We start from the raw sequence: 14,561 nt of genomic DNA on the forward strand, positions 1-14,561 counted from the left end.
GATTCCACACGTAATTGTGTGGAATCGCTCTTTTTTAATTAGTAGAGGAGTCAGATGATGTATCACCGGCATCGTTAGGGTTTTGTCCTTGTCCTGGATTTCCCTGATTGCCTGGATTCCCTTGATTTCCTTGATCTTGGTTAGTTTGACCTTGTCCTTGACCTTGACCTTGACCTTGACCTTGACCTTGACCTTGATTTTGGTCTTGGTTGTTCTGATCGTTAGGTGGGGTATTGCCATCTTGATTGGTCGAACCGTCTGGATCCGATTGATTTGGATTTTCATTCTCGGAATCATTGTCGTTACTTGGGTCGTTGTCTGACTGATCATCTTCATTATTGTTTTGATCATTATTATTTTCATCAGGCTCAACGATTGGTTCGTCTTCAATGACCGGTTCATCAGCGCCTTTTATCGAAAGGGAAGCTGTAGCCGATCCACTTGTATAACCGCCCATATTGGCACTGACATGGAATGTGTAGTTCTTACCGTATTCCACACCAGAGTAAGTTGTTTGTTTATCGGAAGTTGTCGTGATACTTTGTGCTCCACCACCATCAACAGAAACACTGACGTTGAATGTAGGACTTCCTAGACTGCTGTATTTATTCGGCACATCATAATTCCATTGTAATTGAATCGTATTGGAATTCGCATCGAATTGTGCAGTTAATCCATCTGGACTCGGAATTGAAACCTTTTCAGGAATTGATGCTTTTTTAGGTAACGTTCCTCTGACAAATAATTCAGTACTGATAAGATTACGAGAAGTGAAAGAACTAGCAAGCATAATAGGATCGCTGCCTTTGACAATCGAAGCTTCTTCGACTGAGTCCGGTTGACTGAACGTGCCCGGGTCTTTTGCGATACTGCTCATGACATCTCTGAATAAATTTTGTGGTACGTAACGTCCGTGATCATAGGTTTTAATCGGTGAGAAATCTCCGTACCCGCCCCATGTAGAAATGGTGTACTCAGTTGTATAGCCTGTAAACCACGTATCAGGTACATAATGACTTTCCATATTATCTTTCTTCATTCTTTCAGCGGGATAATTGGTTGTACCTGTCTTTCCAGCAATGTCCATATTGCTGATATTCGCTCGTGTTCCTGTCGCTCCATATTCGGTAAGGACGTCACGTAATACATCTGTAATCATGTATGCGGTGGAATCTTTCATTGCGGTTACAGGATCCGGACGTAAATTCTTTTCCGTCTTGCCGTCACGCAATATAAGCTTATTTACAGTATGGGGTTTGGTGTAAATACCGCCATTACCGAAAGCAGCATATGCGCCTGCCATTTGAACGGTAGAGAATTCATCTCCACCACCAAGTGCATTGGATGAATCTATATTTTTATACGTAAAGCCAAGTTTATTAGCAAAGGCTTCTGCTTTTTTCGGTCCTACTTTTTCAAACGTCTTGACTGCGGGTATGTTTCTGGACCAGTACAGTGCTTGACGCATAGTCAATGTACCGAGGAATTTACCATCTGCGTTACCGATGGCTGTTCCTGAACCTTTATAGCTGTAAGGTTCATCTACTACCTTTTGACCTGTAGACCAATCTAATTCTTCAATTGCTGGACCATACGATAGAATCGGCTTAATACTAGAACCTGGTGCACGTTTGACTTCAGCAAAATTCAAGTTTCGCCCTGAATAATTCCTTCCGCCACCAATAGCAACGATGGCACTTGTTTTCGTGTCGAGCACCGTCATACCGGCTTCCATTTCATCTGATTCATAATAGCTTGGATCATTGATTGCGGCTTCTACTGTTTCTTGTACTTTCGGATCTAGAGCAGTTTGTACGGTGATTCCTTCAGATAGAAGATCGGTAAAACCAGCTGCTTCGATTTCATCCAGCACAGCATCTACATAAGCTGGGTATTTACCGAATACTTCACGATCTTCTTCTGCCAGTAGAGTGGAAGTGACTGGTACTTTTTTCGCTTCATTCATTTCAGCAGTCGTGATTTTGCCGTGACGTTCCATTAGTGTTAGAACAATATTCCGGCGCTTTTCTGCACGTTCCGGGTTTTTAAATGGATTAAAGCCGTTTGGAGATTGTGGCATACCGGCAAGCATGGCCATTTCAGGTAAATCCAGTTCGCTTACTTTTTTTCCGTAGAAGTAACTTGCGCCTGTCCCGATGCCGTAGCGAGTACCTGACATGAGAACTTTATTGAAGTACATCTCGAAAATTTCTTCTTTTGTATATTCTTTTTCTAGTTTATAGGCAAGCCAAGCTTCCTGTGCTTTACGCTTCAATGTTTTTTCGTTCTTCAGAAACGAGTTTTTAATAACTTGCTGTGTCAATGTCGAAGCACCTTGTGATCCAAATCCACTACGGAAATTGGCGACCACGGCTCCTCCAAGACGATAAAAGTCAATCCCACCGTGCTTGAAAAAACGAATGTCTTCTGTAGCTAGAATGGCATCTTTCATTTGTTCAGGGATTTCCTTATACGGTACGAATTCTCGTTTCTCTGCACCGAACTTCATGAACACATCGCCGTCTTTTGTCACGAAGTTAGAGGTAAGTGGATCTTTCAACAGCTCTTCGTCCAAGTCAGGTGCTGTACTTGCATAATAAGCAAATAATGAAGCTCCGCCAACTAGTACTAAGAGGAAAAGCGTTGCAATAGCTAAAAGGATTTTCTTCCATAATTGAGTAGGAAGCTTTTTCTGCGGACGCTTTGGTTTCTCCGTCATTTGTTTTTTTCTTCTTGCTGTTCTCGAGTTTATGTTATCACTCATAATATTTCCTGCCTTTCGCTTTCATTAATCTATCTTGCGCTTGATCCAATCCTTCACGGCTTGTATATAATCTAGCCGAGGGTGAAAACCGGTATTGATTTCGATGGATCGTTGTTCTATTTCAGATAATGTAATGGACTTTCGTCCGCCATCTTCCATGCGTTGCCACAAAGGATAAAATTCCTCGAATGGCAATAAGAAATATCGATCCAACAATGTGAAATTGACAATAAAAAAAGCAAGTCCGGATTGGTCGATTACTTGCTTCATATGCTGTACTTGATGCAAATGAATATTTTGCAGTGGCAATGAAGTTTTATTTTTCGTTTCCTTTGCTTCAAAGTCCACATAATATCCATTCCATACACCATTATAGTCAGTTGTCGAAGGTGTACGGAAATACGCTTCAGTGATCACTGCAGCGCTTCTTGCAGGATAGCGGACATTGACGATTTGTATGGGTACCGGCTTTTTATGGATGACGGCTAGACCATGCGCCAAATAGTATTCGTTTGTGTCGTTCAGTTCGTCTTCTAATGATTTACCCCGATTACTGAAGGAGTAGTCATAAGTTTTCTTTTTCGTAGAAGACACGGAAGGATTGAACTTTTTTCCGTTCGGATAACGTATCGCCAATGTGACCACCTCGTACTCTACATCATATCATACCGACTATTAGACGAGTTACCAAAAAGAAAGTTTCCATCGAGTTGAAAGTAGTCGAATTGGTGACGGCTTGGAATGTTTGTTCGTAGAAAGTGGAGCTGTAGTGGAATATCTGATAAAATGAAAAAAAGGACGTTTTTTACAATGAATCCTAAAGGAGTTTTATATAAATGAGCAAGATAGAAGACACAAAGTTATTGCTGACAATTTGTGACGAATGTGAACAGCGGTTTTATCGTATGAGAGAAACAGATCATGAACCAGATTTCTTTGAAGAAGTGAAGCCGTATGCTGATAATAGCCACCAGGCAATTGCGCAATGGGCGGAAGAGATGAAAGTGTGGATACAGAAGAAAAAGCCGCGCTATGTGCATGAAGTGCAAGTAGATTCGTTGAAAGACTCGATGACGCAATTCGTCGTGCAGTCTTTCTACAAAGCGACCGGTAAAAAGCGCTTTATTCTTTCTATCCGTGCAGCACGCTATACATTGCAAACTGTTTTGGACGCAATGAACGCGGATCAAGGAGAGGACCATGTGAATGAATAAACAAAGTATACCTGAAACGATTCAAGAACTATTTGCTGATTCACGCTTTGGGCCGAATATCGCCTATATCGAAACGCTAAAGGAGCAAGAAGCCATCCTAGCGGAGTTTCCTCCTATATTGCATTCATCGATTCGTAAAGCGTTGGCAACGAAGGGAATTACTCAGTTATATAGTCACCAGCGACAAGCATTTGACAAAGTGAGTGAAGGACATTCGATTACCGCCATCACGCCGACTGCCTCGGGGAAGTCACTATGTTATCATTTGCCGGTACTGCAGTCGATTTTGGATGACCCATCTTCACGGGCACTGTATTTATTCCCAACTAAAGCATTGGCTCAAGATCAGCTAGCCGATTTGCATGATTTGATTGAAGCGAGTGGCGAAACCATTTTAAGTCACACCTATGACGGAGATACGGCACCTGGCTTGCGAACTAAGGTTAGAAAATCTGGCCATATTATACTGACAAATCCGGATATGCTTCACTCAGCGATATTGCCCCATCATACTAAATGGATTTCATTGTTCGAGAACTTAAAATATATTGTGGTCGATGAACTTCATACATATAAAGGTGTGTTTGGCAGTCACGTGGCACATGTCTTAAGGAGATTACAGCGTATTTGCCGATTTTATGGTAGTGATCCAATTTTTATTTGTACGTCCGCAACGATTTCAAATGCCAAAAATTTAGCGGATAATCTGACAAATAAGGAAATGGTGCTTATTGATCAAAACGGGGCACCACGCGGCAAGAAACATTTCGTTTTTTATAATCCACCAATTGTCCATGATGTGTTTGGCATACGGAGAAGTGCAGTGCTTGAAGTCCGTGATCTCGGCGCATTTTTATATCAAAAACATATTCAGACGATCATTTTTGCGCGAAGTCGGGTACGTGTAGAAATGCTTGTGACGTATATGAAAGAACTGACAAAGAAAAAGTTATTCGATAAGACGGTAATGGGTTATCGTGGCGGTTATTTACCATCAGAACGCAGAACAATCGAAAGTGGTTTAAAAAATGGTGATATTCGCACCGTGGTCAGTACAAACGCCTTGGAACTGGGTATTGATATCGGGCAATTACAAGCATGTATCATGACAGGTTACCCGGGAAATATTGCCAGTGCTTTGCAGCAAGCGGGGCGTGCGGGCAGACGCCAGGAAGATGCGTTGATTATTTATGTAGCACAATCGATGCCGCTTGATCAATATATTATTCAACATCCGCAATATTTGCTCGGACGGCAGCCGGAAGAAATTCATATTCATCCGGACAATATGCTGATACTGATGGATCATCTGAAATGTGCTTCATTTGAACTGCCATTTAGCTCTACTGAGACGTACGGTGAATTTGAAGTACAGGAATTATTGGCGTTTTTACAAAGTGAAGGCGTCTTATTACAAACATCGGATAAATGGCATTGGATGACCGATCGTTTTCCCGCTGGAGAAATCAGTTTGCGTTCCGCGTCACAAGAAAACGTCATCATCATTGACCAATCATTTCCAAAAGAGACACGTGTCATAGGAGAGATGGACCGGTTCAGTGCCATGACGTTGTTGCATGAAGAAGCGATTTACTTGCATCAAGGAACGCAATATCAAGTAGAGGAACTGGATTGGGAAGAGAAGAAAGCATACGTTACAGTGGTCGATGTAGATTATTTCACCGATGCAAATCTCGCGGTGGAACTGAAAGTCATAAGCGAAGACAAGCGGATGATTGACGGAGAGCGTACGCTAGCTTACGGAGACTTAGCAGTACTCGCGATTCCGACGATCTTTAAGAAAATCAAATTTGATACGCATGACAATATTGGATCAGGCCCTATTTCGTTGCCTGCGGAAGAAATGCATACGTCAGGTACGTGGTTAACGTTTGATGTCCCCGAAGGCTGGGAGAAATCCGACTTGACTGACGCGATGACAGCTGCAGCGTTTGCGATTCAATCACTGGTACCGCTATTCATCAAGTGTGATCGAAATGATATCCATGTTGTACCGCAAGTGAAGGCGATTCACATGGAGCGGCCGACATTCTTTATTTACGACAGCTATCCAGGTGGAATTGGTTTAAGTGAAAATATTTATAGTCGTTGGAAAGAATTATTAATGCTCGCAGCGGATCATGTGGCGGAGTGTCGCTGTGAATACGGCTGTCCCGTCTGTATTGGAGCCCAAGAAGCAGGACAAAAGAATAACAAACATCGTGCACATAGCTTGCTAGCAGAGTTGGCAAAGTGAGTAGAAAGAGAGTCGAAGAGAAGTACTTCGACTCTTTTTTATGTAGAAAGAGAAAGTAGTTGGAAGAACCAGTAGAAGTTTCCAAAAACAATAAAAAATATAGACCCTCTATCTAAATAGCAGTGCATTCTGATAATATGAATATGTACAACTATCAGTCTAGTAAAATGAGGGGGTAAAACAGATGAATAAAAGATCAGTTCATAGGTTTGGTGCTACATTTGCTGTCGCTAGCGCTATTGTATTGGCGGGAGGCTCTGTCAGTGCAGCAGAGCAATGGTATACCGACGTATCAAAGGACAATACGCATTATGAAGCGATTAAAGCGTTGACGGACCAACATATTATTCGTGGCTATTCCGAAAATCAGTTCAAGCCCGGGAATTCCATTGAGCGTCGTCACGCGGCGTTAATTTTGGCAAAGTTAGGGGACTTTGAAGAACCAACTAATGTGGCGGATGTATTAAAAAAGTTTAAGGATATTTCAGAAGACAGTTTCTACGCGAAAGAAATGGCGACTCTAGCGAACGCTAATGTATTTAAAGGAGACTCCAATGGGAATTTCAAACCAACAGCTGCTCTAACGCGTCAACAAATGGCAAATGTATTAGTAAATGCATTGGATCTTGAGAAATACGATACAGGTAAGAAAGTGGAAATTAACTTATCGAATGTAGGAGAGTCACACAGAAGAGGTGTGCAAATCCTTGCAAATCTTGGTTTAACGGATCAACTGAGTAATTTCAGACCGAATGAGCCCGTCACACGAGGTGCATTCTCCTCATTCATTCACCGTGCCAATCAGCTGCAACCAAACGATTACACCTTATCATTGATGCATATGAACGACACACATGCACGTGTAGCGGAAATGCCAAAAGCTATTACCGCTATCAAAGAAGTTCGAAATGAAAAGCCAGATGCTTTGCTTCTTCATGGAGGAGATGTGTTCTCGGGAACATTATATTTCTCGGAGTTTGAAGGACAAGCGGATCTAGAACTGATGAATTTAATGGGTCTAGATGCAATGGTATTTGGTAATCATGAATTTGATTTAGGCGATAGTACGAATGGCCACAAGTCACTGGCGAATTTTGTGAAAGGTGCTAATTTCCCTGTAATCGGAGCGAATATAGATTTCTCCAAAGACCCCGCCTTGAAAAATCTAGTAAGCAAGACAGAATTCACTAGCACGCCGGCATTTGGAGAGATTCATAAAGGCTTGATCAAAGAAGTGAATGGAGAAAAGGTTGGCATCTTCGGATTGACTACTGAAAGTACAGCATTTGTCGCGAGTCCAGGAGCAGTAGAGTTTTTAGAGTATAAAGAGTCAGCTGAAAAAGCCGTAGCCTACTTTGAGAGCCAAGGCGTCAATAAAATTATTTCGCTAAATCATCTTGGATTCGATAGTGATCCATCTGTAGGTAATGATTTGCTTCTAGCTCAAGCAGTTGAAGGCATCGATATTATTGTGGGTGGGCATTCACATACGAAATTGTCGGAACCAGTGATAGTTGATAAAAAGGCAAGTGGAGAAAGCAAAGATCCTACAGTCATTGTTCAAGCGGATCAATACTTGACGCATCTTGGAACACTGGACGTAGAATTTGATGATCAAGGTGTCATTACAGGTCATGCTGGAAAATTAATCAGCTTAAAAGACAAAGCGAATGATGTAGAAGCAGCGGAAGCACTTCTCAAATATTCCGGAAAAATTGATGAAACGTTTGGTAAAGAAATCGGAGCGACTTTAGAAGTGGATTTGCCAAACCCGAGAAGTCGTGAAGGAGAGAATTCTACGGATAGTGTCCGTGCGAATGAAACAGCACTCGGTAATTTAATAACGGACGGAATGCTAGAAAAAGCAAAAGAATACGATCCGAAAACGGTAATTGCTCTACAAAACGGTGGAGGAATCCGCAATCATTTAAATAAAGGACAAGTCACTGTCGGAGCAGTAATTGAAGTGCTGCCATTCGGTAATACTTTATCCCTTGTTACGCTTACGGGTGAAGAAATTAAAAATACGCTTGAGCATAGTGTGCGAAATGTACCTAACGAAGAGGGCGGTTTCTTGCATATGTCAGGAATGAAAATGACATTCGATAGCAGTAAAGAAGTGGGTAATCGAGTTCAGACCATGCAAGTAAAAACGAATGACGAGTTCGTTGATGTAGAGATGGATAAAGAGTATGTGATCACGACAAATGCCTTTACAGCAAGAGGCGGAGATGGCTTTAAAGTGCTTGGTGAAGCATATGAAAATGGCCGTGTGACCGATCTTGGTTTGGATGATTGGGTGAACTTACGGGATCACATGATCAAGCTTGGAACAGTCAAGCCTGAAATTGAAGGTCGAATTGTTGATGTGAATAAGTAATATACATGAATGTAAAAGAGTTGGAGCCCAAAAAGCTTCGACTCTTTTTATGTAAAAAATATTTTTCTAAGGTGTATCCTTTCTACAATATGTAACTATATAGCATATGAAGAGAGGGAAATGCTTCTCTAACATTCGAATCCATTAGGAGGAAATACTATGTATTTATTACTCGATGAACCTTCATTTACTTTGCAAACTACTTTAGTTATGGAAATCGGGCTTAATGAAGCCTTTTTACTGCAACATCTTCATTATCGTTCGCTCATTTCAAAAAATGAACGGGATGGATATAAATGGGTGTACAAAACGTATACGGACTGGAAGGAAGAGATTCCATTTTGGTCACTCAATAAAATCCGGCGTGCTATTTACAGTTTAGAGTCACAAGGCTATTTGATCTCCAATTCCTCGTATAATAAAATGAAAATTGATAGAACGAAATGGTATCGCGTCGATTATACGAAACCGATTTTTCAAAAACAAAATAGCACGGTGGACGTATCAAGTTGAAACGTCGACGGCACAAATAGAAACGACGGATTTGCTCGGAATTGACAAATGAAGTTGCCCGAACTGAGCATACCAATAACCAATGTACTATTAAATAAATTAAAAATAAAGATATTGTCGAGATGAATCTCGACGTTGCATTTTTTGTAATATATCCTAAAACAAATAATTTGTTAACTTGAAGAATTTAGGGTAGAAGTATTCTGAGAACCGAATAGGAGGAAATCTACATGCCAGTTCAGACCAAACGGGTTTATGAGGATGCAGAGAAAGATGATGGATTGCGAGTTCTAGTGGATCGTCTATGGCCACGAGGAATGAGTAAGGAAGATGCACAAGTGGATGAATGGTTGAAAGAACTAGGACCGAGCACAGAACTTCGCCAATGGTTTGACCATGATCCCGATAAATTTGAAGATTTCAAGGAAAAGTATAAAGAAGAATTGAAAAACAATGAAGCACAGCAAGAAGAGTTAGAAAAGCTGAAGGACTGGACAAAAGAATATAAGAAGAATATAACGCTAGTATTTGGAGCGAAGGATGAAAAGAATAATCAAGCTGTAGTATTAAAAGAAATCTTGGATCATCAGCAAGTGTAATGATCGAATTCAAAACGCTGTTCAAGGAAACAAATACTTGAACAGCGAGCGATCTATTGATCATTTATTTCGTATCGTTAGCAAATACTGTGCGTTCGTTACAATTAGTATGAGTCCTACAATGAAAATAGAGAATAACTGGGAATCACCTGTGCCCACGGAGTACAGAATAAATAACATCAATGCGATGATCAATGACAGATTCATTGTGTTAAACGTTTTATATAAGCCTTGAAGCATGACGAACCTCTCGCCTTCATCCGAAGCGGCTAGCAACTTCTTGGCAAAGTTTTTTTCAGGAGCCGAGGGTAGATCACGATCCGGATAAACGGTTTTCATCAAACCGGGGACCAACATGGAAAATAAGATGGATACTAGTAGAACGCCTCCGGAAGCTAGTAATAACCACGTTGGCTGATCGGTGATGATAGAGATCCCAATCGCCATGATACTTACAATTAGCGCAACATTATTACATAAATTCAGGTCACTGAATCGTTTATATTGCCAAACATCGCGTTCGTCTTCGTCAACACCTGTCAGTATGAGATGGGCTTTCTTTTTCATTTGAGTAGAACTGATAGCAATAAAGACAAAAAGCAATAAAGTGATGGCGATCAACACACTATTTACTTCTAATCCAATAGGTGGAAAGCCTGCTTTGAAATCAATAGATAATGCGGCATACATTCCAAAAAATCCGACTACTGCTCCTATGAGCGTCCAAATTATCATTCTCATTATAATTCCTCCTCATCAAAAATAAAAATACTTTCAATTGTCTCATCAAAAATATGTGCAATCCGTTTCGCTATAAGCAAGGAAGGCACAAATTCATCCCTTTCAATTAAACTAATCGTCTGCCTAGATACTTTTGCTCGCTTGGCAAGCTCTGTCTGATTGAGCCCGTCACGCGCTCGTAATTCTTTTAATCTTGTTCTCACTAGCCTCACCTCTTACTGGTATTGTAACGTATGATGTTCACTTTGACAAATTTAATTGTCAAAGTGAATATTTTACACGTCTTTTGAGGTGTTTATACGATATTCAATTTGGTTATTAATCGATAATAAAGGGGACGAGGTTCATGCTTAAAGAATTAGTAGTGAAGATGCATGAAAGGATTTAGTTTATTACGAGCGTTAATGAGATTCTCACATCCTTATCTTGCAAGTAATTCGGAAGATCAAAAGACGAGAGATTTTGTATGGTGAATGACCAATTATGTATGGAACGTTTTACTCGTTCAGTACGCAAGCTAACCGTTGCAAGAGAAACGTCTAGTAATACATGGACTAACGAAGTAAATAAAGCGGTGAATGTCCGTTAAGGCATTCACCGCTTTATAATGGGCATTACCCATATGCTTTCTGATGTGCTTTTTTCCGCTTAATATACTCTTCATCTTTGCGAATGGCGTCCCATCGTTCTTTGAAAATTTGTGCAGACTCTGCCTTGACAGAATCCATATCGCGCTCTTTTACCGTTCCATCTTCATTATATTTTCTTCCGCTTTTATGATTCGCATAACGACGTGCACGAGTATATCCCATTTGAATGAACTTACGTGCCATATCCATTCCAACAAAGTCATCCTGCTTTCGGTATTCTTCAAAAAGCGCACAAATTTGATCTGCAGACTCTTTTGCGATTTCAGGTGTCTTAAAGCGCCAATGAGGTAAAATTTCACTTTTGTAAGGCTCAACCAACAACACGCCTTGTTCGCCTTTTCCGACTTTATATAATTCGGGGTGTTTGCGTAAGTCTAACGTACTATAATCTACATCATAATCGAATGGCATATATTCACGTCCTTTTTCTTCTACTTTACCCCTAAAAGAATGGGGAAAAACAGGAGAATTCATATATAAAATACTTTACAACAGAACATACATTCTTTATACTGGAACAAAGGGAGGGAACGAACGTGCGGTGTTCATTAGAAAAAGCATTACGATACGATGATATTCTTGAAGTGATTTATGAAGCGAAAGATGGCTCCATTAGCAAGCGGAAAATACGTGTACTGAATTTACATGGCAAAACATTTACAGCGTACTGTTTTCTGCGTAACTCCAAACGGACTTTCCTGATTGATCATGTACTGGCAGTCGTTCCTGCGGGTGTGAAAGAAACGGTTATAGTTTAATCGAATAAATATATAAAGAACTCAAGCGATCTGTCCTATTTTCGGGGATACATCGCTTTTTTATTGTTCAAGATATGAAGTAATGCAACGTCAGAAAATCAAATTTCATATAAAACAAGACATTTCATGTATAATTTATATCATAATGATCTTTTTTGAGGTGAAATTATGATAGACCAGGAGATAACTAAAGTGAAATGTACTTGGTACTATAGACAAGAAGTTCAACATATAGTGGATAGCCAACAAATAGAGGAACAGATAGATGAGTTGAAACGTCATGTCATATGAGCAGAAACTAATGGCGATGAAATCACTTTTGAAGAAGACAGCTGTTGTTCAGGAAGTGGAAGAGACTTTCAAGACACCACCAGCACCAAGCTATGAAAAACGCTGGTTGACGACAGGTATGGAGAAAATTGAAAATCAATTTGGTGTCGTCTATAAACGTGTTATTCATTATCCGCTCGATACGACGCACGGTGATTTTCGTTTGGGTGATGTGAAGCAGAAGTTGATGAAATGGTCTGAAGCTAACTATTTGCACCCATTATCCCCAAATGCCGGTAAACTACTATTTTTTGATACGGAGACAACAGGTTTAAAAGGCGCCGGTGCTGTCATTTTTTTAATTGGGCTATTGGAATTACAGTCCGATGAATTCGTTATGACACAGTACGTGTTGCCGAACCCTGATCATGAAGCGGCATTTCTTTATGCATCAGAATTATGGAGAGAAGGACTTACACTCGTCACATTTAACGGCAAAAGCTTTGATTTCCCTCAACTACAAACGCGTTGGTCATTACATCGGAAGTTGTTGCCGCCACTACCTATCCCACATCAAATCGATTTGTTACATGGATCGCGCCGTATTTGGAAAGGGCAAATGGAATCATTCAAGTTGACCGAAGTAGAGAGAACACAGCTAGGCTTTCATCGTAAAGACGATATACCTGGACATATGGCGCCTATTATTTATCAAGATGCGGTGAAAAACGGTCGTGCGGAAATTTTAATGAAAGTTATGTGGCATAATGAATGGGATATTCTATCGCTTGTGACGCTATTTAGTCTTTCGACCGATATCGTCATGGAAGAAGCTAGTCAGCAAAATGCTCAGATTGCAACGAATATCGCTAAATGGTTCCAAGATCTTGGTTTGAAAGATCATAGTTTTTCGGAACTTCAACGAATTGCGGAAGTGTACGGGACGAGTTATCCAATGACGCATTATCATCTAGGTTTTTTACTGAAGCGTCATAAAGAATTCGATCGGGCGATTCAGTCATTTGATATTGTCGCAACGCATGGTACAGGCAGGGAACAGCTACTAGCGTATGAGGAACTGGCAAAGTTATATGAGCACCAAGTAAAGGATTATTCGCTCGCATATGAACACATACTAAGTGCGGGTCAACTATTGCAACAATCCAATGAATTTACACAACGTTTCAGCAATCGCATGAAGAAGTCATTAGCGAAACGGGAAATGCGAGTAAATAGAAAATTATTTCCTGGGCAAGCGCAAGAAGCGACGGATGAAGAGCAATAGCCTTTTTCAGTAAGACAAAGAATGACAACATATGCTATAATGGCCTTATGGAATCATAGACGGAAGGACGTTTTGTCATGGAATTAAAGCTAGAAACGAAAACGATTTTAGAAAAAGAATTTAAACAAGCCATTCGAGGCTATAAGCAAGAAGAAGTGGACTGGTTTTTGGATGATGTCATTCAAGACTATGAAACATTTAAGAAAGAAATTGCACGTCTACAAGAGGAAAATATTAGATTAAAGTCGGAAGTAAACTCTTCACAAAGACGTTCTGCAACACCGGCTCCTCAAACGACGAATATTGATATCATTCAGCGTATCGCAAATCTTGAAAGAGAAGTATTTGGTGATAAATTGGTTCAGCCTGAAGAGTAAAAAACAATTTGACATAGGAGAACCGCCACAGTAAAATGTGGCGGTTCTTTTTGGATTATGGAAGTCTATTTCTCGTTTCTATTAATTCCTCCATTGAGTCAAAGTCTTGAACAAAGCCCAGATGAATTGCTTCCCAAAGATAATGGGACACAATCGAGCGATAAGGCATCCATTGAGGGGATTTCTCAACAAGTAATTGACGCCGCTCCGACTTTTCAATGCCATACAGCCATTGTGCAGACCGTTGGATTCCTAAATCGTCGATCGCAAGCACGTCTTGGCGGCCGAGTGATAAAATCAAAAACATTTCTGCTGTCCATTTACCAATGCCTTTGACATTAGTTAATTGCTTGAGAATTGCGTCATCATCATAGGCTGCAATATTCCTGAGATCCAGTTCACGATTCACAATTTTATCCGCAAGATCTTTTACATATTCCGCTTTTCTCATAGTTAATCCAACTTTTCTCAAATCTTCTGTAGAAGTGACTAACAATCCGTCAACCGTTATATGGCCTCCAAGCAAATCCAACAAACGTGTGTAGATGGCACTTGCAGCACCGACTGAGATCTGTTGGCCGATGATCGAACGTACAATGGAAGATAAATAATCTGATCGTAACGGAACTTCAAAATCACCAATTAGTGAAATCAACTGTTTAAGTTTTGGATCTGTTGCACAAATAGATTGAACTGCTGAATCTTGCGTACGTATATGAAGTTTCTCCAAGTCGCTCACCTCTTCTATTGTTG

At 40.4% G+C, this 14,561-nt stretch carries 15 protein-coding genes; 9 read left to right on the top strand and 6 right to left on the bottom strand.

Annotation, left to right across the window (positions count from 1 at the left end):
- Positions 1 to 34 precede the first annotated feature (34 nt).
- Together CSV73_RS01760 and recU are read right to left on the bottom strand one after the other, a co-directional pair.
- A complete protein-coding gene (locus CSV73_RS01760; protein ID WP_233202828.1) occupies positions 35 to 2,764 on the bottom strand; it encodes a transglycosylase domain-containing protein in 2,730 nt (909 codons plus the stop codon).
- 24 nt (positions 2,765 to 2,788) lie between these two features.
- Positions 2,789 to 3,400, bottom strand: a complete 612-nt coding sequence (gene recU, locus CSV73_RS01765; RefSeq protein ID WP_099626440.1) for a Holliday junction resolvase RecU — start codon at positions 3,398 to 3,400, stop codon at positions 2,789 to 2,791.
- A gap of 200 nt (positions 3,401 to 3,600) precedes the next feature.
- Here recU and CSV73_RS01770 point away from each other — a divergent pair, with 200 nt between their 5' ends.
- The 5 genes from CSV73_RS01770 to CSV73_RS01790 all read left to right on the top strand — a co-directional run bounded on the left by CSV73_RS01770 (position 3,601) and on the right by CSV73_RS01790 (position 9,727).
- Positions 3,601 to 3,978: a YppE family protein gene (locus CSV73_RS01770; RefSeq protein ID WP_099626441.1), complete on the top strand. Its 378-nt coding sequence runs from the start codon at positions 3,601 to 3,603 to the stop codon at positions 3,976 to 3,978.
- Complete coding sequence (locus CSV73_RS01775) at positions 3,971 to 6,235, top strand: DEAD/DEAH box helicase (protein ID WP_099626442.1); 2,265 nt, start codon at positions 3,971 to 3,973, stop codon at positions 6,233 to 6,235. The genes CSV73_RS01770 and CSV73_RS01775 overlap by 8 nt, the downstream gene beginning before the upstream one ends.
- 184 nt (positions 6,236 to 6,419) lie before the next feature.
- Positions 6,420 to 8,615 carry a 5'-nucleotidase C-terminal domain-containing protein gene (locus tag CSV73_RS01780; RefSeq protein WP_099626443.1) on the top strand — a complete coding sequence of 732 codons (2,196 nt, stop codon included), beginning with the start codon at positions 6,420 to 6,422 and terminating at the stop codon, positions 8,613 to 8,615.
- Positions 8,616 to 8,774: 159 nt separating this feature from the next.
- Positions 8,775 to 9,128 carry a hypothetical protein gene (locus CSV73_RS01785; protein WP_099626444.1) on the top strand — a complete coding sequence of 118 codons (354 nt, stop codon included), beginning with the start codon at positions 8,775 to 8,777 and terminating at the stop codon, positions 9,126 to 9,128.
- A 230-nt stretch (positions 9,129 to 9,358) separates the two neighbouring features.
- Entirely contained in the window at positions 9,359 to 9,727 is a 369-nt protein-coding gene (locus CSV73_RS01790; protein WP_099626445.1) for a DUF488 domain-containing protein, read from the top strand.
- A gap of 60 nt (positions 9,728 to 9,787) precedes the next feature.
- Here the strand turns inward: CSV73_RS01790 and CSV73_RS01795 are convergent, their stop codons facing one another.
- Both CSV73_RS01795 and CSV73_RS01800 read right to left on the bottom strand, forming a co-directional pair.
- Positions 9,788 to 10,468 (bottom strand): DUF3169 family protein, encoded by a 681-nt coding sequence (locus CSV73_RS01795; RefSeq protein ID WP_099626446.1) that lies wholly within the window; start codon positions 10,466 to 10,468, stop codon positions 9,788 to 9,790.
- Positions 10,468 to 10,671 carry a helix-turn-helix transcriptional regulator gene (locus tag CSV73_RS01800; protein WP_099626447.1) on the bottom strand — a complete coding sequence of 68 codons (204 nt, stop codon included), beginning with the start codon at positions 10,669 to 10,671 and terminating at the stop codon, positions 10,468 to 10,470. The genes CSV73_RS01795 and CSV73_RS01800 overlap by 1 nt, the downstream gene beginning before the upstream one ends.
- 263 nt (positions 10,672 to 10,934) lie before the next feature.
- Here CSV73_RS01800 and CSV73_RS16820 point away from each other — a divergent pair, with 263 nt between their 5' ends.
- A complete protein-coding gene (locus tag CSV73_RS16820) occupies positions 10,935 to 11,057 on the top strand; it encodes a hypothetical protein (protein ID WP_255407846.1) in 123 nt (40 codons plus the stop codon).
- Between the two features lie 25 nt (positions 11,058 to 11,082).
- On the opposite strand, the gene CSV73_RS01805 is transcribed toward CSV73_RS16820, so the two are convergent.
- Positions 11,083 to 11,529: a DUF4385 domain-containing protein gene (locus CSV73_RS01805; RefSeq protein ID WP_099626448.1), complete on the bottom strand. Its 447-nt coding sequence runs from the start codon at positions 11,527 to 11,529 to the stop codon at positions 11,083 to 11,085.
- Positions 11,530 to 11,654: 125 nt separating this feature from the next.
- Here CSV73_RS01805 and CSV73_RS01810 point away from each other — a divergent pair, with 125 nt between their 5' ends.
- The 3 genes from CSV73_RS01810 (at position 11,655) to gpsB (ending at position 13,808) form a co-directional block, all read left to right on the top strand.
- Positions 11,655 to 11,876 carry a transcriptional regulator gene (locus tag CSV73_RS01810; protein ID WP_099626449.1) on the top strand — a complete coding sequence of 74 codons (222 nt, stop codon included), beginning with the start codon at positions 11,655 to 11,657 and terminating at the stop codon, positions 11,874 to 11,876.
- Between the two features lie 280 nt (positions 11,877 to 12,156).
- On the top strand, positions 12,157 to 13,431 hold the full coding sequence (locus tag CSV73_RS01815) for a ribonuclease H-like domain-containing protein (protein WP_099626450.1): 1,275 nt from the start codon (positions 12,157 to 12,159) through the stop codon (positions 13,429 to 13,431).
- Positions 13,432 to 13,508: 77 nt separating this feature from the next.
- Positions 13,509 to 13,808 (top strand): cell division regulator GpsB, encoded by a 300-nt coding sequence (gene gpsB / locus CSV73_RS01820; protein WP_085133428.1) that lies wholly within the window; start codon positions 13,509 to 13,511, stop codon positions 13,806 to 13,808.
- A 55-nt stretch (positions 13,809 to 13,863) separates the two neighbouring features.
- Here the strand turns inward: gpsB and CSV73_RS01825 are convergent, their stop codons facing one another.
- The gene (locus tag CSV73_RS01825; RefSeq protein WP_158232265.1) at positions 13,864 to 14,538 is read right to left on the bottom strand and encodes a DNA-3-methyladenine glycosylase family protein; all 675 of its coding nucleotides are present in this window, start codon (positions 14,536 to 14,538) and stop codon (positions 13,864 to 13,866) included.
- Positions 14,539 to 14,561: the final 23 nt, after the last annotated feature.

It is taken from the genome of Sporosarcina sp. P1, from assembly GCF_002743155.1.
Lineage (GTDB): Bacteria > Bacillota > Bacilli > Bacillales_A > Planococcaceae > Sporosarcina > Sporosarcina ureae_B.

Coding starts and splice junctions, on each gene's coding strand:
- CSV73_RS01805 (WP_099626448.1), bottom strand. CDS start 11,529: ATGCCATTCGATTATGATGTAGATTATAGTACGTTAGACTTACGCAAA.
- gpsB (WP_085133428.1), top strand. CDS start 13,509: ATGGAATTAAAGCTAGAAACGAAAACGATTTTAGAAAAAGAATTTAAA.
- CSV73_RS01775 (WP_099626442.1), top strand. CDS start 3,971: ATGAATAAACAAAGTATACCTGAAACGATTCAAGAACTATTTGCTGAT.
- CSV73_RS01770 (WP_099626441.1), top strand. CDS start 3,601: ATGAGCAAGATAGAAGACACAAAGTTATTGCTGACAATTTGTGACGAA.
- CSV73_RS01760 (WP_233202828.1), bottom strand. CDS start 2,764: ATGAGTGATAACATAAACTCGAGAACAGCAAGAAGAAAAAAACAAATG.
- CSV73_RS01790 (WP_099626445.1), top strand. CDS start 9,359: ATGCCAGTTCAGACCAAACGGGTTTATGAGGATGCAGAGAAAGATGAT.
- CSV73_RS16820 (WP_255407846.1), top strand. CDS start 10,935: ATGGTGAATGACCAATTATGTATGGAACGTTTTACTCGTTCAGTACGC.
- CSV73_RS01780 (WP_099626443.1), top strand. CDS start 6,420: ATGAATAAAAGATCAGTTCATAGGTTTGGTGCTACATTTGCTGTCGCT.
- CSV73_RS01815 (WP_099626450.1), top strand. CDS start 12,157: ATGTCATATGAGCAGAAACTAATGGCGATGAAATCACTTTTGAAGAAG.
- CSV73_RS01785 (WP_099626444.1), top strand. CDS start 8,775: ATGTATTTATTACTCGATGAACCTTCATTTACTTTGCAAACTACTTTA.
- CSV73_RS01795 (WP_099626446.1), bottom strand. CDS start 10,468: ATGAGAATGATAATTTGGACGCTCATAGGAGCAGTAGTCGGATTTTTT.